Annotated in this window: 19 protein-coding genes; 8 read left to right on the top strand and 11 right to left on the bottom strand. The window is 69.2% G+C overall.

All coding sequences use genetic code 11. The features are described 5' to 3' along the window. The first annotated feature begins 20 nt into the window (after positions 1-20). Entirely contained in the window at positions 21-812 is a 792-nt protein-coding gene (locus OG331_RS43840; RefSeq protein ID WP_406207792.1) for a GNAT family N-acetyltransferase, read from the top strand. Continuing rightward, positions 809-1033, top strand: a complete 225-nt coding sequence (gene infA / locus OG331_RS43845; RefSeq protein ID WP_406207795.1) for a translation initiation factor IF-1 — start codon at positions 809-811, stop codon at positions 1031-1033. Before OG331_RS43840 ends, infA begins: the two co-directional genes overlap by 4 nt. A 141-nt stretch (positions 1034-1174) precedes the next feature. On the opposite strand, the gene OG331_RS43850 is transcribed toward infA, so the two are convergent. The 4 genes from OG331_RS43850 to OG331_RS43865 form a co-directional block, all read right to left on the bottom strand. Next, positions 1175-1417, bottom strand: a complete 243-nt coding sequence (locus OG331_RS43850; RefSeq protein ID WP_406207798.1) for a hypothetical protein — start codon at positions 1415-1417, stop codon at positions 1175-1177. 93 nt (positions 1418-1510) lie between these two features. Continuing rightward, on the bottom strand, positions 1511-2632 hold the full coding sequence (locus tag OG331_RS43855; RefSeq protein ID WP_406210708.1) for a PP2C family protein-serine/threonine phosphatase: 1122 nt from the start codon (positions 2630-2632) through the stop codon (positions 1511-1513). 242 nt (positions 2633-2874) lie between these two features. Beyond that, positions 2875-3741 carry an ABC transporter permease gene (locus OG331_RS43860; protein ID WP_406207801.1) on the bottom strand — a complete coding sequence of 289 codons (867 nt, stop codon included), beginning with the start codon at positions 3739-3741 and terminating at the stop codon, positions 2875-2877. Positions 3742-3779: 38 nt separating this feature from the next. Then, entirely contained in the window at positions 3780-4805 is a 1026-nt protein-coding gene (locus tag OG331_RS43865) for an ABC transporter substrate-binding protein (protein WP_406207803.1), read from the bottom strand. Positions 4806-5025: 220 nt separating this feature from the next. On the opposite strand from OG331_RS43865, the gene OG331_RS43870 reads away from it, so the two are divergent. Together OG331_RS43870 and OG331_RS43875 are read left to right on the top strand one after the other, a co-directional pair. Next, on the top strand, positions 5026-5811 hold the full coding sequence (locus tag OG331_RS43870; RefSeq protein WP_406207806.1) for an ABC transporter ATP-binding protein: 786 nt from the start codon (positions 5026-5028) through the stop codon (positions 5809-5811). Beyond that, the gene (locus tag OG331_RS43875) at positions 5808-6752 is read left to right on the top strand and encodes an LLM class F420-dependent oxidoreductase (protein ID WP_406207808.1); all 945 of its coding nucleotides are present in this window, start codon (positions 5808-5810) and stop codon (positions 6750-6752) included. The genes OG331_RS43870 and OG331_RS43875 overlap by 4 nt, the downstream gene beginning before the upstream one ends. Positions 6753-6829: 77 nt before the next feature. Here OG331_RS43875 and OG331_RS43880 read toward each other — a convergent pair whose 3' ends face one another. The 5 genes from OG331_RS43880 to OG331_RS43900 form a co-directional block, all read right to left on the bottom strand. After that, positions 6830-8263, bottom strand: a complete 1434-nt coding sequence (locus tag OG331_RS43880) for a cellulose binding domain-containing protein (RefSeq protein ID WP_406207810.1) — start codon at positions 8261-8263, stop codon at positions 6830-6832. A gap of 71 nt (positions 8264-8334) precedes the next feature. Then, complete coding sequence (locus tag OG331_RS43885) at positions 8335-9867, bottom strand: beta-N-acetylhexosaminidase (protein ID WP_406207813.1); 1533 nt, start codon at positions 9865-9867, stop codon at positions 8335-8337. Between the two features lie 44 nt (positions 9868-9911). Next, the gene (locus OG331_RS43890; RefSeq protein ID WP_406207815.1) at positions 9912-10721 is read right to left on the bottom strand and encodes a carbohydrate ABC transporter permease; all 810 of its coding nucleotides are present in this window, start codon (positions 10719-10721) and stop codon (positions 9912-9914) included. 74 nt (positions 10722-10795) lie between these two features. Next, positions 10796-11782: a carbohydrate ABC transporter permease gene (locus OG331_RS43895; RefSeq protein ID WP_406207817.1), complete on the bottom strand. Its 987-nt coding sequence runs from the start codon at positions 11780-11782 to the stop codon at positions 10796-10798. 102 nt (positions 11783-11884) lie between these two features. Continuing rightward, entirely contained in the window at positions 11885-13141 is a 1257-nt protein-coding gene (locus tag OG331_RS43900; protein ID WP_406207820.1) for an extracellular solute-binding protein, read from the bottom strand. A 277-nt stretch (positions 13142-13418) separates the two neighbouring features. Between OG331_RS43900 and OG331_RS43905 the strand changes: the two genes are divergently transcribed. After that, positions 13419-14264 (top strand): GntR family transcriptional regulator, encoded by an 846-nt coding sequence (locus OG331_RS43905; protein ID WP_406207823.1) that lies wholly within the window; start codon positions 13419-13421, stop codon positions 14262-14264. 74 nt (positions 14265-14338) lie between these two features. Here OG331_RS43905 and OG331_RS43910 read toward each other — a convergent pair whose 3' ends face one another. Then, a complete protein-coding gene (locus OG331_RS43910) occupies positions 14339-15982 on the bottom strand; it encodes a protein kinase domain-containing protein (protein ID WP_406207827.1) in 1644 nt (547 codons plus the stop codon). A gap of 231 nt (positions 15983-16213) precedes the next feature. On the opposite strand from OG331_RS43910, the gene OG331_RS43915 reads away from it, so the two are divergent. The 3 genes from OG331_RS43915 (at position 16214) to OG331_RS43925 (ending at position 18846) form a co-directional block, all read left to right on the top strand. Further along, positions 16214-17467, top strand: coding sequence for a low temperature requirement protein A (locus OG331_RS43915; RefSeq protein WP_406207830.1), 1254 nt, complete (start codon positions 16214-16216; stop codon positions 17465-17467). 109 nt (positions 17468-17576) lie between these two features. Continuing rightward, entirely contained in the window at positions 17577-18371 is a 795-nt protein-coding gene (locus OG331_RS43920; RefSeq protein ID WP_406207832.1) for a hypothetical protein, read from the top strand. Then, positions 18364-18846 (top strand): GntR family transcriptional regulator, encoded by a 483-nt coding sequence (locus OG331_RS43925; protein ID WP_406207835.1) that lies wholly within the window; start codon positions 18364-18366, stop codon positions 18844-18846. The genes OG331_RS43920 and OG331_RS43925 overlap by 8 nt, the downstream gene beginning before the upstream one ends. 78 nt (positions 18847-18924) lie before the next feature. On the opposite strand, the gene OG331_RS43930 is transcribed toward OG331_RS43925, so the two are convergent. Continuing rightward, complete coding sequence (locus OG331_RS43930) at positions 18925-20061, bottom strand: PQQ-dependent sugar dehydrogenase (protein ID WP_406207838.1); 1137 nt, start codon at positions 20059-20061, stop codon at positions 18925-18927. Positions 20062-20126 lie beyond the last annotated feature (65 nt).

Consider the following 20126-nt stretch of genomic DNA (forward strand, 5'->3'; position numbering starts at 1 on the left):
ACTCCTGGAGGGATACTCCGATGAGCACAAAGCCTTTCACGTCCGGCCCGAGCGAGAACGCCGTGGTGATCACGCGCGTGGCGGACAGGCAATGGCATGCACTGGATGACGACCTGGTGGTCGGTCGGGGGCATGCGGCGCACCGGCCCGACGGACGCTTGTTCGTCAGCATCGACGCCTGGCGCGACGCCACCTTCGACCGGCTCGCCGAAGCGATGCTGGCGGAACTGCCCGCGCCGCTGTACACGGTGGTCGACGAAGCCGACGTCGAGCTGACGGCCGGCTGGCGGCGGGCCGGGTTCACGATCCGGCGCCGCGAGTGGGAATACGTCGTGCCGACCGACCCGGGGGACACCGGGCTGGAAGCAGTCCTGCCGCCTTCGGGCCTGACGATCGTGCCCGCCGGTCAGGCCGACGAGAGTCTGCTGCGGGCGGTGGACCGTGCGATCCGTGACGAAGTCGAGGCGACCGTCGGGTGGCGGTCGATGCCTGCGGAGGTGATTCCACGCCCCGAAGGCGACACCATCGTCGACCCGTCGAAATACGCGGTGGCCGCGGCGCCGGACCGCTACCTGGGTCTGATCCGGGTGGTGACGGCGAACCGGCCGCGCATCGGGCTGGTCGCGGTCCGGGCCGGCGAGCGGCGCCGTGGCATCGCGCGGGCGCTGCTGGCCCACGCGCTGGGGACGCTGCACCGGTCCGGGTACGCCGAGGCCTGGACCGAAGTCCATGAGTCCAATCAAGCAGCCTCGGCGTTGTTCCAGGGCATCGGCGCCCGCCCGATGAGCAGCAACCTGGAGCTGGTGCGATGACGAGGAACAAGAATGTCATCGAAGTCGAGGGCAAGGTCGTCGAGTGCCTGCGCAGCGCCATGTTCACCGTGGAGCTCGACAACGGCCACCAGGTGCTGGCGCACGTCAGCGGGAAGATCCGCAAGAACTACATCAAGATCGTGCTGGAGGACCGGGTGCTGGTGGAGCTCCCGCCGTACGACCTGACGCGCGGCCGGATCGTGTTCCGGTACCGGAACTAGCGGCGGTCGGCACCTTCCGCGGTAGTTGATCCCGGGGCCCCGGTCACGACGTTTCGTGACCGGGGCCCCGATGGTGGCTGTGCCTCGTGGCTCATGCCGCGCGGGACTCGCTCCCGGCGCGGCGGTCGCGCCGTCTCGGCGTCACTGCGGGCCGGGCGAGGCCAGGTTGTCCACCAGCATCGCCAGAGCCGACTTCGGGACGGTTCCGCTCGTGTCGCTGTCGGTCTGCCTCCAGGTCGGGCTCGAGTCCGTGGAACTTGAGCCCTTGGTGTCGTTGACCCCCTGGAAGATGCCGAAGTCAATGGGCCCGTCGTCGGCCGAGGCGGGGAGGGCGGCTGTGAGGAGAGCTGCTCCTGCGAGCACGGCGGCAGTGATGATCTTCATGCCCGACTCAACGAAGAGATCCGCGTCAGGATCTTCTGTCCCGCCCTTTTGGCGGAGCGTTCGGGCACCGGGTCCGCCGGCGAACCCGCATCCTCAGGGGTGCCGCGGCATGCGCTCGATCGCCACCATGGCGGCATCGTCTCCCAGATGTCCGCCGACATGCCGCATCAGGTCCCTGCACAGGTGGGCCAGGAGAGCGTCGGGACTTGTGTCGGCCTTGCCGTCCACCCGTTCCGCGAGAGGGTAGAAGGCGCCCTCGCGGTTGCGGGCCTCGATGACGCCGTCCGTGTAGAGCAGGACGATGTCTCCGTGCTCGAAAGCGAACTGTTCTTCGGACAGCTCGGTCTCCACGAAATCGGTGAGACCCAGAGGTGGAGCCGGGTCGCGCACTTCGAGGGGACTGACCTGCCCGCCACGCAGCAGCAGAGGCGGGGGGTGGCCGCAGTTGATCAGGTGAAGGACCGGCTCGTCGTCCGGGATGTCCAGCGCGGCGGCAGTGATGAACGCCTCGCCTCGATCCTCGGTCGCGGCGTCCAGAGCGGCTGGGTCGTCCAGGTCCGAAGAGACGGTTCCCTCGAGGAAGGCCATGAGCGCCGGAAGATCGGCCTGCCTGTGGGCTGCGCCCCGGAAAGCGCCGAGCAGGAGGGCGGCATCCCCGACGGCTTCCAGGCCCTTGCCCCTGACATCGCCGATGATGATCCGGGTCCCGTGCGCCGTACGAGCCGCGGCATACAGATCGCCGCCGATCTGCGCCTCGGATTCGGCGGCCAGGTAGACCGACGCGATCCGCAACGAGCCGACACGTTGGGGAAGCGGCTTGAGCACCACCTCTTGCGCAGCCGTCGCAACCGACCGCAGCTGACTGACTTCCCTTTCATGGCGCTCACGCCGGGCGGCGAAAGAGGTCGCAAACGCTGACATCAGGATCAGAATGATCAGCTGAGAGGAGTGGTTCAGATCGGCGAGGCTCGTGCGCACCACCGCCACCACGGCCTGGGCCGCTACGGCGATCGCGCCGACGCATGCGGTCGTGCGAGGACCGGCGAACGACGCCGTTACGGCGGGCGCGGCCACGAGGAACGGCCCGAGGTGGACGCTGGGCGGAGCCAGGATGTCGACCACCGTGACGATCACAATCATCATGATCGGCACCGTCAGCAGCAACTGAGGTGGTTCCTGTGACCAACGATGATCTTTGAGGCGTCGCGGAACCATACATTCTGGATACACCCCGCCGCGCCCCGGCGCCCGCACCGACGCCCGCAGCCTTGATCGCCGTCCCGCCGTCCCGCCGTCCCGCCGTCCCGCGCCCCCAGCCCTGATCGCCTCTTGGCCCGAGATCGGGATTGACGCCGTTCCGGCCGGTGACCTTGCTGTCGAGGCCATGCCAGCGGCGGGAGGCGGCCGTGGGCGACAGGGGGAACGACAGGTTGCCAAGAACGAGAACCGCGAACACGTCAGCCGCGCGAGGTGGTTTCCCTGACCCAGGGCAGCGCGAACCGTTCCAACACCACCAGAGCGAAGTAGAGCAGGATGCTCATCAGCCCGATCAGGATGATCGCGGCCCAGGCGGTGGCGGTGTCGCCGACCCCGCCTGCCTGCACGATCAGAAAGCCCAGCCCGCTCTCACCGGCCTGGAACTCGCCGATGACCGCGCCGATGGCGGCGAGCGGCATGGCCACCTTCAGCCCGACGAAGATCTGCGGCAGTGCGGCGGGCAACCGTACTTTCCGGAACGCCTGCCAGCGGGAGGCGTCCAGCGAGCGCGCCAACTCGGCCAGGTCCGCGGGGGTCGACGTGAGGCCGGTCGCGGTGGACAGCACGATCGGGAAGAAGCAGAGCAGGAAGACCATGGTCAGGACCGGTTTCTGCCCCCAGCCGAGCGCCCCCACCAGCAGCGGCCCGAGCGCGATCTTCGGAACCGCGTTGACGGCGACCAGCAGCGGCATGAACATCCGCTCCAGTACCCGCGAGCCCGCCAGTGACAGTCCGATCAGAACCCCGCAGACGCTGGAGAGAACGAACCCGACGACGGTCTCCACCGTGGTGTCGCCGGTGTGTTCCAGGAACCGGCCCGGCGCTGCGGTGAACGCCGAGAGCACGGCACCCGGCGGAGGCAGTACTGCCGGGTGGATCACCTCCAGCGCCGACGTGAGCAGCCACCACACGCCGAGCGCGACCAGCAGCCCGGCCAACGGCAGCAGTACGGCGTCGATGCCGGTTCTGCGCTGCGCTCCCGGTCCGACTCGCGGCACCGGCACCGGCACCGGCACCGGCTCCGGGCCCGCCGCCGGGGCGGGCGGCGGCTTCGAGAGGTCGGTCATCCCATCCTTCTCCCCGTCCTGCTCCCCGCGCGGCGCGATCAGCCCTTCGGCACGAGGTCGAAGTCGATGATCCGATCAGGGGTCATCCCCTTGGGCAGCGCGCCCGCGTCCTCCAGGATCGCGATGCTCCTCGCGACCCGCGCGGAGTTCAGCGTCCCGACCGCCGTGCCGGCACCGTCCGGCGTGACGTACTCGGCCATCAACTCCAACTCGGCGGCCGCGGCGGCCGGGTTCGTGGCGTCCACGTTCCGCTTGAGGATCTCGGAGGCCTCCTTCGTGTGGGCGAGGCTGTACTCCAAACCCTTGAGCAGCGCATTGCTGAACCGCTTCACCATCTCCGGGTCCTGCTCGGCGATCTTCGTGGACGTGATCAGCACGTTCCCGTAGAGATCGGGTATCACGTCGCTGTACGGCAGCAGGACGGCCTTCTTCCTGGTCACCGTCTCGATGGTCGGCCTACCCACCACGAACTGGCCGATGCCGTCCACCGCGCCGCTGGCGAGCGTCCCCATCAGCGTCTGTGCCTCGCCATTGACCCAGGTCACCTTGCCGGCGTCCACTCCGGCCAGTCGGGCGTAGGTCGGGAAGAGGTTGCGTACGACGGAGCCGGGCGTGTCTGCGAGCCGCTTGCCCTCGAGGTCCTTCGGTGCGGCGATGCCGTTGCCCTCGGTGGTGGCGATCGCGGCCATGGTGTGCTGCTGGATGGCGGCCACCGCGACGAAGTCCTTCGCCTGGCCGCTGCCCATGTGCAGCAGACCGCCCGTGAGGTCGATGGGGCCGAACTGCGCCTGCCCGCCCACCACGGCCGGGATGATGCCGCCGGTGCCCTGGCCAGGCTTGATGTCCACGTCGAAGCCGGCCTCTTCGAAGTACCCCTTGTCCTTTGCGACCCAGGCGTACGCGTCCCGGCCGAAGTTGCCGAACGAAGTCAGATAGGTGACCTTCTTGAGTGCCTTGTCGTCGTCACCGTCACCTGTGCCGGAATCCGAGCCGCCACACCCCGAGACCAGTGCCAGCGCTGTGGCCAGGGCCGTCGCCGCGACCGTACGGGCGAACCTGTTCATGCGCACAGTGTTGTCCTTTCCGACCGCCAACCGTGGCGAGGGCATGACACTTGGGGCAGGCAACAGCCTACGAGTGCACGGCAGTTGTGGGCCAGGTGTGCGGCAGTGGGGCATTCAGAGACGGACGACAGGTACCGCTGAGCGGCCCGCCACGGGTAGCCTGACCGGGCGTCACGAACCGGCCGGCACGACGATCGCCAGTGGATGGGGAGACCGCCGGATGATCAGACTCACCGGTGTGTCCCGGAGCTTCACCAGCCGGTCCGGTTCGACGGTGGCGCTCCAGGACATCGGCCTGCACATCGCCGAGGGCGAATTCGTGGCGGTGGTGGGCCGGTCCGGGTGCGGCAAGTCCACACTGCTCAGGCTGATCGCAGGGCTGCTGCCGGTCACCGAGGGCGAGATCACGATCGGCGGCGAACAGGTCGAGGGAGCCAGGCGGGATGTCGCCATGCTGTTCCAACGGCCGGCCCTGCTGCCCTGGCGTTCCGTCCTCGACAATGTCCTGCTGCCCGTGGAGATCTTCGGCTGGCGCAAGTCCGAGCACCGCGACCGGGCGTACCGGCTGCTGGAGACGGCCGGACTGAGCGGCTTCGAGAAGCACCGGCCGCACGAGCTGTCCGGCGGCATGCAGCAACGCGTCGCACTGTGCCGGTCGCTGATGGGCGAGCCCCGGGTGCTGCTCATGGACGAGCCGTTCTCCGCACTCGACGCGCTGACCCGCGCGGACCTCGCGGTGGAGCTGCAACGCATCCACATCGAGAACGCATCCACCGTCGTCTTCGTCACCCACTCGATAGACGAGGCCGTGCTGCTCGCCGACCGCGTGGTCGTGCTCAGCCCGCGCCCGGGCCGGATCCGCAAGACCGTCGACATCGCCATTCCCCGGCCGAGGACCCTGGGCCGAACTGCGCACCTGGACGAAGTGGCCCGCTGCACCGCCGATCTGCACGAGCTGCTGATGGAACGGGACATATCCACGTCGCTCGAAACGGAGGGGCGATGACCGCGCGGATCTGCGTCTTCACCGAGCCGCACCGCGGCGCCGACTACGACGATCAGCTGCGCTTCGTGCAACACGTCGAAGCCTGCGGGTTCGAGGGGTTCTTCCGGGCCGATCACTACCAGGCGATGGGTGCCGATCCCGGGCTGCCCGGCCCGACCGACGCCTGGCTCACGCTGGGCGCGCTCGCCCGCGAGACCTCCCGGATCCGGCTGGGCACCCTGGTCACCTCTGCCACCTTCCGGCTACCGGGCCCGCTGGCCGTGACGGTGGCGCAGGTGGACCGGATGAGCGGGGGGCGGGTCGAGCTGGGCCTCGGCGCCGGTTGGTACGAACGCGAGCACACCTCGTACGGCATCCCGTTCCCGCCCGCCCCGGAGCGTTTCGATCGGCTGGAGGAGCAGCTGGCCGTGATCACCGGCCTGTGGCGAACGCCGGCCGGCGAGCACTTCAGCCACCACGGTGACCACTACCGACTGCTCGACGCGCCCGCCCTGCCGAAGCCCGTACAGGTGCCGACGCCGCCGATCATCGTCGGGGGCCGCGGGCCCAAGCGCACCCCGCAGCTGGCCGCTCGGTATGCCGACGAGTTCAACATGCCCTTCAAGTCGGTGGCAGAGACTGCCCGGGCCTACCGACGAGTCGCCGAGGCTTGCGAACGGACCGGCCGGGCCGCCGCCGGCCGGCCACCGCTGGTGCTCTCGACCGGCGTCGTGGTCGCGATCGGCCGCACCGCCGCGGAGGCGCAACGGCGTGCCGCCCCCCTGCACATCAAGAGCGCCCTGCCGCCGGAGGACCCGGTGATCGGATCTCCGGCCCAACTCGTGGAGCGGCTGGGCGAGTTCTGCGCCATCGGTGCCGAGCGTTTCCATCTCCGACTGGTCGACTTCACCGACCTCGACCACCTGGAACTCATCGCCGGCGAGGTGCTTCCGCAGCTGTAGCACGTGAGTGCCGAGGCAGGCAGCAGGGCTCCGGCCCTCGGTTCGACCCCCTGAGTCCTGCTGCCCACGGAAGCGGCCTAGCTGTTGGGGACGGTGTCCTCGAACGTGGTGCCGGCTGTGCGGTAGGCGCTGATCCTGGCCGTGACCTCAGCAGGGCTCAGGACCTGGTCCTTGACGTGCAGGACGTAGTCGACCTGTTCGTCGTAGGACCGCGGAGTCGTGCTGGTCTGGCCCGCGAGGTCGATCAGCCACTGGTTGAAGTTGATGGACATGGGGCGCTCGGGCAGGTAGGCGGCGTCGTGCGTGCCGAAGAGCCGGCCGTCGACGTAGTACTTGATGGTGCTGTTGTCGATGGTGAGCACCAGGTCGTGCCAGCCCGCCCAGCTCTGCCGGGACTCGGTGTGCTGGTTGACGGCCTGCCAGGGATCGGGGTTGTAGGTCTCCCAGGACGTCGTGTACAGGATGTTGGCGGGCTCGCCCCAGCCGCCGTTGGGCAGGTACTCGAAGTCGTACTCCGCGTAGTCGTCGGCCATGGGCGCCTTGAGGTCGTTGATGGTGAAGAACGTCTGGACGAGGCGGTCACCGTCCGGTCCTGACACGGGCGCGTCGGAGAACTTGACCCGGGCGGCGTAGGTGCCGTTCTTGAACTTCATGCTCTTGGTGAGGACTTCGGTCTGCTTGGTGCTCTCGGGCGTTCCCGCGGTCGAGGTCCGCAGGTTCATCACCGAGTTGCCGCCGGAACCGGCGAAGGTGACGTTCTCCGGGGACCATGTGGCACCGGGCACTCCGGGCCCGCCGGAGTTCGAGCGAACGCTCCAGCCGTTCGCCGAGATCCTCGGGTCGCTGGAGCCGGTGTAGTTGAAGTCGTCGAACAGGCTCTGTCCGCCTGCCGGAGGATCGGTGGGCGGGTCGGTCGGGGGATCGGTCGGCTCGTTACCCTCGGGGGCAGTGCCCCACACCGTGCTGCCGGACACCTGGGCGGTGATCTTCGGCCAGTCCGCGTACGACGACCGGGAAGCGCTGAAGGAGTAGTCGTCACTCTGGTTGAGGGGCTGCCAGTCGGCCCGGTGGAAGCGCAGTTGCATGTCCCCGGTGTCGGCACCCGGAGCGAGGGTGCCGGCCCCCGCGGTGAAGCCGATGTCCAGGTAACGGTCGGCCGTGGCCGTGGGGTTGGCAAGCGTGCCGAAGGTACCGGTGGTGTCGGCGCAGCCCTTGACCGCCCAGGAGCAGGCGAAACGGTAGGCGGCGCCGGCCGAGTCGGCCTTGAAGTAGTAGCGCACCTTGACGGTGCTGAGCGGGAGGGCGCTGTCGCCGGTGTTCCTGACCTTGAGCCAGGGTTCGGCCTGGTCCGCCGTGGCGCCCGTGGCGCTGGTCCGGTACTGGACGGTCACGCCGGCCGCCGCGGCGCTCGCGGTGCCCGTCAGGGCGGTGAGACCGGCGGTGCCCATGGCCATGGCGACAGCGGCGGCTGCGGCGACGCGCAGCCTGTTCGGCGTGGTTCGGGACTTCATGCTGAATCCTTCCGGGACGGGATGTGGGGTTCGTCGTGCTCGGGGGATCAGGGCTGTGCTGTGGTGCGGCTTCAGGGACGGCGGCTGACGCCGAGGGCGTCGAGGCGCGGAGTGTGCCGGGCCAGACGGGAGCGGAACCCCTCCCACGGGGTGGGACCGCTCCAGGCTCGGTCCGCCAGGGCGCACAGGCGCGGATACGTGAGGTACTCGAGGCGGGCGGGCGTCTCGGCGTACTCGGTCCACAGTTGCGCCTGACTGCCGAGGATTCGGGCGGCGACTTCGGGTGCGGCACCCGCGGGGACGGGATCGTGCGCGTGTACGTCCCTGAGCGCCACGACGGCTCCTGGCTGTGCCGGCTGCTCCTGGGTTCCGCCGCTCTGCGGATAGTCGAAGTAGGTGGCGCGGTAATGGGCGTTGATCACGTCGTGGCCGCGCCCTGCGGCCGCAAGGGCATGCGCAGGGTCGCGCCAGGCCATCACGGTGAAGTCGTCGGACAGCTCGGTGCCGGACTCGGCCCAGCCGACCGGCCGGCGTCCGTTCCGGGCCAGGAACACTCCGACGCGGCCCAGGAACCACCCGTGCAGTGCGTCCGGACCACTCAGCCTCGCGGCGCGGGCGCGCGCCCTGGCTTCCGGGCTCTGCTCCCATTCGGTGGTGGGGCACTCGTCGCCACCGATGTGGATGTAGGGGGAGGGGAAGACGTCCATGACCTCCTCCAGCACGGTGCGGCAGAAGTCGAAGACCTCCTCGTGGACCCCGAGGACGGTGTCGCAGACTCCCCACCGGGTCCACACGTCCAGCACCCGGTCGGGACGGTTGCCCAGGTGCGGATACGCGGCCAGGGCGGCACGGACGTGGCCGGGCATTTCGATCTCGGGCAGCACGGTGATGCCTCGGGCAGCCGCGTACCGCACCAGGTCGGCCAACTCGGCGCGGGTGTAGGCGCCGCCGTGCGGCACACCGTCTTGGTCGTCGCCGCCGGCACCGGTCATGGACTGGGCACGATGGGAGCCGATCTCGGTGAGCTTGGGGTAGGCCGCGACCGGCATCCGCCACCCCTGGTCGTCGGTCAGATGCAGATGAAAGACATTGATCTTGTGCAGGGCGAGGAGGTCGACGTAACGGCGCAGGTAGGACACCGGCTGGAAGTGGCGGGCCACGTCGAGCATCGCTCCGCGCCAGCGGTGCCGGGGGATGTCCGTGATCTCCACACAGGGCAGTGACCAACGCGCACCGCGCTGCGGCGAAGCCGCCAAGGCCTGCGGGGGCAGGAGCTGACGGATCGTCTGCACTCCGCGCAGCAGGCCGGTGGTCTGTGCGGCGCGCAGCAGCACGGAGTGCGGTCCGACCGTCAGCCCGTATCCCTCGCTGCCGAGTCCGGTCAGGGCCGGATCGAGGGCCAGGACGACGGCTGCGTCCTCGGCGGAGCGCAACGGCAGGCCGGTGGCAGGGGCGAGCAGGGTGCGCAGCAACTGGGCGGCGGGTTCGGCACCGCTGCTGATGCGCAGGCAAGTATCGGGGCCGAAGGTGAAGTGTCCGGCTCTGGCATGCGCCTTGGTGGGGTGGGGGAGCAGGGAGAAGGCCACGGGCAGGGGGGCGGGCACAGCTGTCTCCGGGGGTCGGGGGTGCGGGACCGGGCAGGGGAGCGTCAGCCCTTGACGGCGCCGGCGGCGAAGCCGGCCGTCACATGGCGTTGGAGCAGCAGGAACACGGCCAGCGCGGGGAGGGCGAAGAGCGTGGAAGCGGCCATGGTGGCGCCCCAGTCCGTGCCGAAGACGTTCTGGAAGGAGGACAGCCAGACGGGCAGGGTGCGGCTGTCCTGGTGCTTGATGATCAGGAAGTTGGCGTAGGTGAACTCGTTCCAGGCGGTGATGTAGCCGAACAGCGAAGTGGCCATCAGCCCGGGAGCGAGCAGGGGGAAGGCGATGTGCCGAAAGGCCCTCAGTCGCGTGCAGCCGTCGACCTGTGCCGCCTCCTCCAGCTCCGGAGGGATGGCGGCGATGAACCCGCGCAGCACCACGATGGTGAACGGCAGCGTCATCATGAAGTAGACCAGCGTCAGGGTGGGCAGCCGGTCGAGCATGCCGGTGTCGCGGGAGACGATGTACACCGGGATGATCAGCGCCTCCCACGGCGCCATCTGCGCGATGAACACCATCAGCATGAACTGGCGTCTGCCGCGCCACCGCATGCGCGCCACGGCGAACGACGCACCCAGCGCGACGAGCAGGGAGAGCAGGACGGCGCCCAGGGTCACGAGGATGCTGTTGCGCCAGAACAGTCCGAAGCCTTCGGCGTCCACAGCGGCACGGAAGTGGTCCAACGTCCAGGTCCGGGGCAGCAGTTGGGGACTGTCGGACTGGATGTCCCGGTTGGGCTTGAACGCGGTCGCGACCATCCAGTACACGGGGAAGAGACAGACCACGACGATCACTCCGGCGGCGATGTGCAACGGCATGCGCCGAAGCCGAAGCCGAAGCCGAAGCCGGGAGCGGGGGCCCGCCGTGCCGCTGGTGACGCCTCGCGGGACGCTCATAGGGCCTCGCCCTCCTGGCGGAACATCTGGCGGAAGTAGAAGACGAGCACGCAGGCCAGCATCAGCACGGTGACCATCGAGGCGGCCGAGCCGAGGTCGTAGCGCTGACTCGACAGAGCGGTCTGCACGGCGTAGACGGGCAGGATGGTGGTGGCGTCGCCGGGGCCGCCGTTGGTCATCACCCAGATCTGCACGAACGCCTTGAAGGTCCAGATGACCTCCAGCGAGAACACCAGCATGAAGATCGGCCGGATCATGGGAAACGTGATGGCGCGGAAGATGCGCCGTGCCGAGGCGCCGTCGATGCGTGCCGACTCGTACAACTCCGTCGGCACGGTGACCAGGGCCGAGTACAGGGTGATGGCCGCGAACGGCACCGACTGCCAGACGATCAGCGCGACCAGGATCGTAAAGGCGGCCGGACCGTGGGCGAGCCAGGGATAGCGGTCGAACGACGTGAACCCCAGCTGTTGCAAGGCCCAGTTGACGATGCCGAACTCCGAGTGGAACAGCCACTGGAAGACCGTCGTGGCCGCGATCACCGGCATGGCCCAGGTCAGCACGAGCGCGCTGAGTACGGTGACACGGCCCACCCGGCCCAGCCGCTCGATCACCAGGGCGACGAGGGTGGCGAGCAGCATGATCAGGGTGACGTTGACGGCCATGAAGAGAAACGTGCGGCGCACCACCTGCCAGAAGTGGGCGTCCGTGAGCAGGGTCTCGTAGTTCCGCAGGCCCACGAACCGGGCGTCGCCTTGGATGAGTTGACGCAGCTGGAAGTCCTGGAGCGATATCAGCACCGTGCGGACCAGGGGGTACGCGAGCAGATACAGCATGCCCAGGATCGCGGGGGCGACGAGCAGATAGGGCCAGGCTCCGCTCCCGACGGGCCCGCGCCTGCCCCCGCGGCCCGGCCGGGCGGAGCCGCCTGCCGGTCGGGGGAGCGAGGTGGGTGGCGCACCGGCTTCACGGGCGACCGTCACGATGTCCTCTCCTCTCGGTGTGCGGCTCGCTCTGTGCGACTCGCGCTGTGGCGGCGGGTCCAGGGGTACGGGCGGCGTTGCGAACGCGGCGGCGACGACGGCTCAGGATCCGGTCGCCATGGCCGCAGTGATCGACGCGGACGCCTTCGCGGCCTCGGCCCGGGCATCGGCGCCGGTGAGCACGGCGGTCATGTAGTCCTTGATGGGGTTCTTCGCCTCGACGGCGGCCCAGCCGGGGGTGTTGGGTGTCGCCCGGCCGACGGCGGCGCCCACGGCCATCGCGGAGGCACCCGGGTCGGCGGCGACCGCGTCGGCCAGGGTCGTCTTGTTCGGTACGTAGCTCATGGCTGCGGCGAGCTTGCGCTGCCAGGCGTCACCGGTGAGTGCCTTGATGAACGTGAAGGCGGCGTCCTGCTTGCCCGATGCCACCGGGATGATCAGGTCGGAACCGCCGATGAACACCGAACCGGGCCGTTCGGCCGTCTTGCCGGGGATCGGGAAGAAGCCGAGCTTGCCCTTGAGTTCGGGATTGTTCGAGAGGACGACGCTGGCCCCGCCGGGCGTCGAAATGATCTGCGCCACCTGCCCCTTGGCCATGACCTCGGCCTGCGGGGGCTCTGCCTCGTCGGAGTCCTTGGGGCCCTTGCCGAGGGCTTGCAACTGCTCGTAGAAGCTCATGCCGCGTACGGCCTCAGGGCTGTCGAGCGCGCCTGTCCAGGTGTCGCCGGACCGCGTGGCGAGGTCGCCGCCCTCGTCCCAGATGAACCCGGCCAGCGCGTACCACATCTGGCCCGGCAGGTAGATGCCCTGAGTCCCGCCCTTGTTCAGCTTCTCGGTCGCGGTGATCCACTGGTCGCGGGTCTTGATGGCGGCGGGGTCGATGCCGGCTTTCTCGAACAGGTCGGTCCGGTAGATCACGACCCGGTTGGCCGCGTAGTACGGGATGCCGTACTGCTTGCCCTCGTAGGCGCCCGGTTCGGCCAGCCCCTTGAGCCAGTTGCCGCCGCCGAGCTCGTCGACCCTGCCGCTGAGGTCGAGCAGCCCGCCGCTCTGCGCGAACTGGGCGACCTGGGTGTTGCCCGTCTCGATGACGTCCGGGGCGTCATTGCTCGCGAGGGCGGCGGTCACCTTCTCGCCGATGCCGTCCCACTCCTGGATCTGGACCTTCACGTCGATGTCCGCGTGGGCTGCCTCGAAGCCCGCGACGAACTCCTTCTGGAACTGCGCCGAGACGCTGTCGCGCATGAGCCAGACATCGATGGTCGTCCGGCCGTCGGCGGATTCACCGGACGAGTCCGAGTCGCCGCCGCAGGCACTGAGGCCGCCGGCGAGCATCAGCGCGGAAACACCAGCAAGCATGCGGAGCTTCACAGTTCACCCCTGGGAGGAAAGCACCACGCCACCTGACCAGTTCATCGACTGGTCAGGTGACCTCTTGTTGGTCGATGAAGGTGGCATAGACCAATCGAGGCGTCAACCCTCCGCGCTGGCCTGGCTGTTGGTGGAACGATTCACGCTGAGCCGTGCCGTGGTGGACGGTTGATGGCTACACTCCGCCTGACCAGTACCCGACCAGTGGTAAGAAGGAATGAAGACTGGTCAGGTGAAGTCACGGACGCGGGGCGGGAGCAGCAGCATGAACGCTGACGAGTCGGGGACGGTTCTCAAGCGAGAACGCGTCCGGGACCACATCCTCGAACTCATGGAATCGCTCAACCCCGGCGACGCCATCCCCTCCGAACGGTCCCTGTGCGCTGATCTGCACGTCTCCAGGCCAACCCTGCGGGCAGCCGTCGACGAACTGGTCGCCGCAGGACTCCTTGTGCGCGAGCACGGCCGAGGCATGTTCGTGGCACCGGAGAAGATCACACAGGAGCTGGTGTCGGACCACCGGACCATGGTCGTCCCCAGGGCATCCGGCGCCTGGACGAGCCGCCTGCTGGAGTTCACCACCATCGCCGCCGGGGCCCGGGTCGGCCGCAAACTGCACCTGTCTCCCGCCGCCGACATCGTCTACGTGGCGCGGCTACGGCTCGTCGACGGCGTCCCCATCGCCATCGAGCACCTGCACATCCCCGCGAGCCTGGTGCCCACGCTGACCGCGCAGGAACTCGAAACGGGCGACCTGTACGAGCACCTGCACGACCGCCATGGAGTCCGGGTGAGCGAAGCCGTGCAGACGATCGAGCCGACCGTCGTCAGCCAGGCCGAGGCCAAGATCCTCGGGGTGCCGCATCTGTCGCCGGCGCTCCTGTTCGAGCGCCTCACCAGCGACACCAACGGCCGGGCCGTCGAGTACGTCCACTCCATCTACCGCGGCGACCGCTACCGCATCGTCACCCGCCTGACCCTGGGGGGTCCGTCGGCCGGCGATGAGCAGGCGACCCGGACGGAATCCATCCCGGGCATCCCGCCCGGTGCCTTCCCTCAGCAAGAAGCCGTCGTTCTCACGGCTCAGGGAGACGTCCATGCCGACCGGTGACGGGCGAGGTCCATCTCGCCCTCACCTGCACCCGATCAGGTATGCAGCCGATTGGATGTGCGGCCGGTCAGGTGTCAGGAGGAGCGGGTCAGCCGGGAGGGCGACCCCGTCGTCTGACTGCCCTCGTCCTTCAGGGCCAAGGTGTCGGCGCCGGTCTTCGCCAGGGTGTAGAGGTTGCCTCGCGTGCACAGGACGCCGGCCGACGGATCCGTGGGTGCGCTGGTGACCGCCTCGAAGACCATGGACGTTCGATGCGTCTCCCGCAGGCGCAGCGTCTCGGTGCACCCGAGGTCCCGGCCTGTGCCGTCCTCGGTCACGTGGCTGATCTGTCTGCCCACGATCTCGCCCCGTTCCGCAGCATGGAGGGTGACGGTCACGGCCACCCGCGTCGTGCGCGCGTTGACGATGCCGTCGCCGGCGGGGCTGCCGGGTCCTGTGCCCTTCCAAGTGCCCACCCAGGACACGGGCAGAGCGTTCCCGGCAGCGGTGGCGGAAGGAGAGGTGGAGGCGGGCGGGGTCGTACGACCGTTCCCGCCCGCCGCGTCATCAGCGCCGTTGGCCCAGGCCAGCGCCGTGATGACGGCCGCGGTCACCACCGTGCCCGCGGCCACGGCGGCCGTCCACGCCCGCGCCGACCGCCGGCCGGGCGTGGCACCGGCACCGGACGGGGCGTCCGGCACGAGGCCGGGAGCGGGACCCGACGGGAGGGCGCGTGGAGGGCCGTACACGATCGGGGAGCCGTAGTCGGTCGGTGGCCCGAACCCGGTCTGCGGTGCCGGGTTCGGCGCTGGTTGTGACTCCGGGGGGAGCGGTGCCGAGTGTTCCAGCAGGGCCGCCAGCTCGGCTTCCCGCGCGGTGATGTCCGCCTCCAGGCCCGGCGGCCGTGCCGAGGCCCAGACGCCGGGTTCGGCCTCGAGCCCCTTCAGCAACTCGTCCGCGGAGGGACGGTCCTGGGGTGACTTCTCCAGGCAGGCCCTCAGCAACGGCGCGAGCGGCTGCGGCACGCCGTCGAGCGCGGGCTCCTCGTGTGCGATGCGGTAGAGCAGTTGGGCGGCGGACGGATCCTCGCCCGGGTGCAGAAAAGGCCCGTTCCCGGTGGCGGCGTACACCAGGACCGCGCCCAGCGCGAAGATGTCGCCGGGCTCGGCCGATATGCCCCCGGTGACCTGCTCGGGTGCCATGTAACCGGGGGAGCCGATGACACCGCCGGTGCGGGTGTGCCGGGTGTCGTCGGTCGCTCGGGCGATTCCGAAGTCGATGAGCAGCGGATGGCGGCGGGCGAGCAGCACGTTGGACGGCTTCACGTCGCGGTGCGCGAGCCCCGCCCGGTGAACGGCCCGTAGCCCCTCGGCGAGTTCCGCCGCCAGAGCCCGGACGGCGGACTCGGGCAGCGGGCCGTCGGACGTCACCCAGTCCGCGAGGGAGGGCGCGGCCACGTACTCCGTGGCCAGCCATTGCGGCCGGTGCCCCGCGGGGCTGTAGTCGACGACCGACACCGTCCACGGCGAGCGCACCTGGTCGCTGCTGGCGATCTCGCGGGCGAAGCGCTGCTCGAACGCGGGGTCGAGGCCGAACTCGGGCCGTACGGTTTTGAGGGCCAGCGGACGACCGGACGCGGTCCGGGAGAGAAACACCTGCCCCATGCCGCCGGCGCCGAGTCTCGCCAGCAGGGGGTAGCCGCCGATGGCCGGCGGATCGGTGGGATCCAGACGTCGCATGAACCTCTCCGGGCACTGCTGGGGACGGACATCGCCCGTGTGACACGCGGGTCTGTCCTGCACGCGATGCATTCATATCAGTTCATATGCTGAGTACCTGGCGGGACGGGACCGCGGCAGCGGCAGCGGAGCCCGGCTCCACGGCTCTGCCGCCCGCGGCATGAACGTCCCCGAGTGCAGCCGTCACCAGCACTGCGTCACACGTTCGGCCGCGCCATACAGGAGCCTCACATGCCCGACAGTGCCCCCGAGCCCCGTCCTGTCACCGCAGCCGCAGTCCCCCTGGGCACCGGCACCCGCCGATGGCTCTTCCGCCCGCCCCGGCGCCACGGCGAGGTCGACACCAGTCGCAGCGTCAGCTTCCTCGAGCTCTTCTACGACCTCGTCTACGTCGTCCTGGTCGGGCAGGCGGCCCACACCTTCGCCGAGGACTTCTCCTGGCGGGGTACGGCAACGTTCGCCGTGGTCTTCGGGCTGATCTGGATCGCCTGGCTGAACGGCACGCTCTTCTACGAACTGCACGGCCGCGAAGACGGTCACACCCGCTCGCTGATCTTCGTGCAGATGCTGCTGCTGTCCCTCATGGCGGTCTACGTCGGCCACGCCGACGGCGACGACGGCCGCACCCTGGCGGCACTCTACGCACTGCTGCTGGCCCTGCTGAGTTACCAGTGGTATTCCGTGTATCGACAGGACGAACCGGAGCTGCGCAGGACGCCCCGTCGCTATCTGACCGTCATGGTCGCGGGCATCGTCCTGATCGCTGCATCGGCACCTCTGTCGGCCGACGGCCGTCTCGTTCTCTGGGCGGTGTTCGTTGTCGCGTGGTGCAGCGTGGAGTGCGTCATTCTCATCTTCTGGCGCAGAGCGCCGAGTTATGACGTCGTGACCGAACCCATGGTCGAACGCTTCGGACTCTTCATCATCATCGTGCTCGGCGAAGTCGTCATCGGTGTCGTGAACGGCCTGACGGACACCGAACGCAGCACACTCGTCACGACGGCGGGCCTGCTCGGGCTCGCCATCGGCTTCGGCTTCTGGTGGAACTACGCCGACTTGGTGTCCCGACGACTGCCTCGCGAGTCCGGCCACTCGCTGGCGACGTGGATCTTCACGCACCTGCCGATGGCCATGGCCGTGGCGGCAGCCGGCGCGGGCATGGTCGGGCTCGTGGACCACGCCACCGATCACCGGACGCCAGTCGCCCTGAGCTGGCTGATGGGCGGGTCCGTAGCCGTCATGCTGATCACCACCGTGGTGCTTCTGCCCACCCTGGCGGACTACGACCGCTTCCCCGCCGTCTACAAGTCGGTGCAAGCCGTGCTCGTCACAGCGGCCGTCGGCGCCCTCCTTGCCGGCTGGTCCCGTCCCGCCCCCTGGCTCCTGGCCCTCATCCTGCTGCTCCTCCTTTCCGCGACCTGGGTTTTCGCATTCGTTCGATGGCTGAGACAAGGCTCCCTGATCAACGAGATCCCAGCCGACTGACACCGCTCCGCCTGTTCGGCGTCTTCTTGTATCGACTGTTTGACACAAGATTCCGACCAGGGCATCTTGTACCCACCGTTTGGTACAAGATGCCCTGGGGGATCTCCACGTGCTCGACACCGTCCCGCTCCAGTCCCGGCTCCTCGACCACGCCGACCACTACGCCCGCTGGTCCGGCCTGGCCATCGGCATCGTGGCCGCACAGCAGTTGGTCATGATGGAGAGCGGCGACATCACGATCCCTCTCGTGTTCGCCATCACGGCCTTCGGCCTGTGCGCCGTGGTCGGTGTCCTGCTCGGTGACGCCCTGACCCTGCGTCCCCAGGAAGCGGTACGCACCGCGAGCCTCGCCCCGCGTCTGGTCAGAAACCACGTACCGCCCCGCATGGCGCCGTTGCTTCTCCTGCAGGCCGCCTCCCTCGTCGCTCTGCTGGTCATGGGCGCCCTCACGGCCTCCTCCGGCCCCGACCGGACAGGCGGAGCGGGCCGTGTCATCAACGTCGCCTGCCAAGGGATGGGCGCATCCCTCGGTCCCTGGCCCGGCCTGTACTACAGCGGCCCGATGTTCGCCGCCCTCGCGGTCGGAACCCCCGCCTGCTTCTGGGCCCTGCGCCGTATCGCCTACGGGCCGGGCGACTACCAGCAGCGCCGCGACCGCGCGTGGGCGATCACGGGAGCCTGGGGGCTGTTGGTGTCGAGTCAGGTCCTGCTCGTCGTCCTGATGCTGCTCGTCGCGCTCACGGAAACGACCTGCGCAGGCCCGCTCGGCGCCGCCACCGTCGTGGTGATCTGCCCCCTGGGTCTGCTGAGCCTGTTCACGTTCGGGTGGTCCCTGGTAACCGTGGTGGCACCGCGGGCGGTTGACGACGAGGTAGCAGACGATGGGACTTTCGCCGATGAGTGACCGCACCGTTCGCGTCGACACCACCAGCCAGGTAGCGCCGTACGAGCAGATCCGTGCCCAGCTGGCCGCGCTCATTCGCACCGGCCGGCTGACCGAGGGCGAGCGCCTGCCGACCGTGCGACAGCTCGCTGCCGACCTCGGTCTGGCACCGGGCACCGTGGCCCGCGCCTACCGCGAGCTGGAGGCCGTCGAGCTGATCCGCACCCGCCGAGGGGCGGGCACCAGGGTGGCGGCACCGCCGTCCGGGCCGCAGACCCATGATGCCCCCGAACTCGGCACTCTGGCCCGGGACTTCACCTCCGCCGCCCGAGCACTGGGAGCCGACACCGAGGACATCCTGACCGCCGTCCGCGACGCCCTCGGCTCGGAACCCGCCTCCGCTTCGGCCACCGACAGCGGGGCGGGCGGCCACAGGACGACCGAGGCGTCGGTGAAAGTCACCGGCGTGAGTCGCAGGCGTGAGGCACAGGCTTGAGCGACAGCCGTAGCCGACGAACGCCGCAAGCCGCGGCGGCTTCTGCGTCCGCGGGCTGAGCGCTCCTCCCGGTAGCCGTTACGCCGGGTCGATACGGAAGACGCTGCCGCCGATCGCGAGCACGTACAGTTCGCCGTTGCCGCCCTGCGCGAAGGAGATGACCTCACCGCCGTTGACACCGAGGTCGTTCACGGCGGTCACCTTGCCGTTCTTCAACTGCAGGGAGCGGACGGTGCCGTCGCAGTAGTCGCTGTACACGTACTGACCCTTGAGCGCCGGGATCGCCTTGCCCCGGTAGACGAAGCCGCCGGTCACGGAGCAGCCGAAGTTGGCGCGGTCGTACTCATGGACCGGCGGCACGTGGTTCGCGGGTTCCGTGCCGCCACGGAAGGGATGGGTGCCCTCCATCTGGGCCCAGCCGTAGTTCTCTCCGCCCTTGCTGCTCGCCGGCGCCCAGTCGATCTCCTCCCAGTCGTTCTGGCCGACGTCACCGATGAAGAGGTCGCCGGTTCCCGAGTCGAAGGAGAACCGCCACGGGTTGCGCAGCCCGTACGCCCAGATCTCGTCCTTCGCGTTCGGGTCGTTCACGAACGGGTTGTCCGACGGGATGGCGTACGGCTTGCCGCCCCTCGGGTCGATCCGCAGGAGCTTGCCGAGCAGTGTGTCGAGGTTCTGCCCGTTGCCGTGCGGGTCGCCGCCCGAGCCGCCGTCGCCGAGCGCGATGTAGAGGTAGCCGTCGGGGCCGAACTTGATGTCGCCGCCGTTGTGGTTGGCATAGGGCTGCGTCTGGGTGATGACCGTACGCCGGGTCTGCGGCTGGACCTTGCCGTTCCGTACGGCGAACTCGTCCACGGTGCTGGTGCCTTCGAGGTTCGTGAACGAGATGTAGAAGTGCGCGAACCTCTTGTCGAACGCGATGCCCAGCAGCCCGCGTTCGCCGTCGGTGGTGGTCTCGGCGGATATGTCGAGGACGGGCTGGCTGAGTCCGTTGCTGTCCAGGACCCTTACGGTGCCGGGGCGTTCGGCGATCCAGAGTTTCCCGCCGGGACCGGCGGCGCCGGCCGTCGGATTCTGGGCCGTGGTCACGTTCTTGAGGGTGACCTTCGCCGCTTGCTGTGGCGAGGTGGGCTCGTCGGCCGACGCCGCGGTCAAGGCGAGGGTAGCGACGAGACAGACGGTGCCGATGATCGCCGTGCTTCTGGTGCGAACTCTCACCGAGATCCTCCTAGAGGCGGTGAATCGGCAGGTCACGCGGCTGCCGGGGCGTGTCGTGGGGCGCC

Origin of the sequence: Streptomyces sp. NBC_01017 (assembly GCF_045162795.1) — a bacterium.
Taxonomy (GTDB): domain Bacteria; phylum Actinomycetota; class Actinomycetes; order Streptomycetales; family Streptomycetaceae; genus Streptomyces; species Streptomyces machairae.

Excerpts from the sequence above, each read along its gene's own strand:
- OG331_RS43840 (WP_406207792.1), top strand. The coding sequence starts at position 21 with ATGAGCACAAAGCCTTTCACGTCCGGCCCGAGCGAGAACGCCGTGGTG.
- infA (WP_406207795.1), top strand. The coding sequence starts at position 809 with ATGACGAGGAACAAGAATGTCATCGAAGTCGAGGGCAAGGTCGTCGAG.
- OG331_RS43850 (WP_406207798.1), bottom strand. The coding sequence starts at position 1,417 with ATGAAGATCATCACTGCCGCCGTGCTCGCAGGAGCAGCTCTCCTCACA.
- OG331_RS43855 (WP_406210708.1), bottom strand. The coding sequence starts at position 2,632 with ATGGTTCCGCGACGCCTCAAAGATCATCGTTGGTCACAGGAACCACCT.
- OG331_RS43860 (WP_406207801.1), bottom strand. The coding sequence starts at position 3,741 with ATGACCGACCTCTCGAAGCCGCCGCCCGCCCCGGCGGCGGGCCCGGAG.
- OG331_RS43865 (WP_406207803.1), bottom strand. The coding sequence starts at position 4,805 with ATGAACAGGTTCGCCCGTACGGTCGCGGCGACGGCCCTGGCCACAGCG.
- OG331_RS43870 (WP_406207806.1), top strand. The coding sequence starts at position 5,026 with ATGATCAGACTCACCGGTGTGTCCCGGAGCTTCACCAGCCGGTCCGGT.
- OG331_RS43875 (WP_406207808.1), top strand. The coding sequence starts at position 5,808 with ATGACCGCGCGGATCTGCGTCTTCACCGAGCCGCACCGCGGCGCCGAC.
- OG331_RS43880 (WP_406207810.1), bottom strand. The coding sequence starts at position 8,263 with ATGAAGTCCCGAACCACGCCGAACAGGCTGCGCGTCGCCGCAGCCGCC.
- OG331_RS43890 (WP_406207815.1), bottom strand. The coding sequence starts at position 10,721 with ATGCCGTTGCACATCGCCGCCGGAGTGATCGTCGTGGTCTGTCTCTTC.
- OG331_RS43900 (WP_406207820.1), bottom strand. The coding sequence starts at position 13,141 with ATGCTTGCTGGTGTTTCCGCGCTGATGCTCGCCGGCGGCCTCAGTGCC.
- OG331_RS43905 (WP_406207823.1), top strand. The coding sequence starts at position 13,419 with ATGAACGCTGACGAGTCGGGGACGGTTCTCAAGCGAGAACGCGTCCGG.
- OG331_RS43910 (WP_406207827.1), bottom strand. The coding sequence starts at position 15,982 with ATGCGACGTCTGGATCCCACCGATCCGCCGGCCATCGGCGGCTACCCC.
- OG331_RS43915 (WP_406207830.1), top strand. The coding sequence starts at position 16,214 with ATGCCCGACAGTGCCCCCGAGCCCCGTCCTGTCACCGCAGCCGCAGTC.
- OG331_RS43925 (WP_406207835.1), top strand. The coding sequence starts at position 18,364 with ATGAGTGACCGCACCGTTCGCGTCGACACCACCAGCCAGGTAGCGCCG.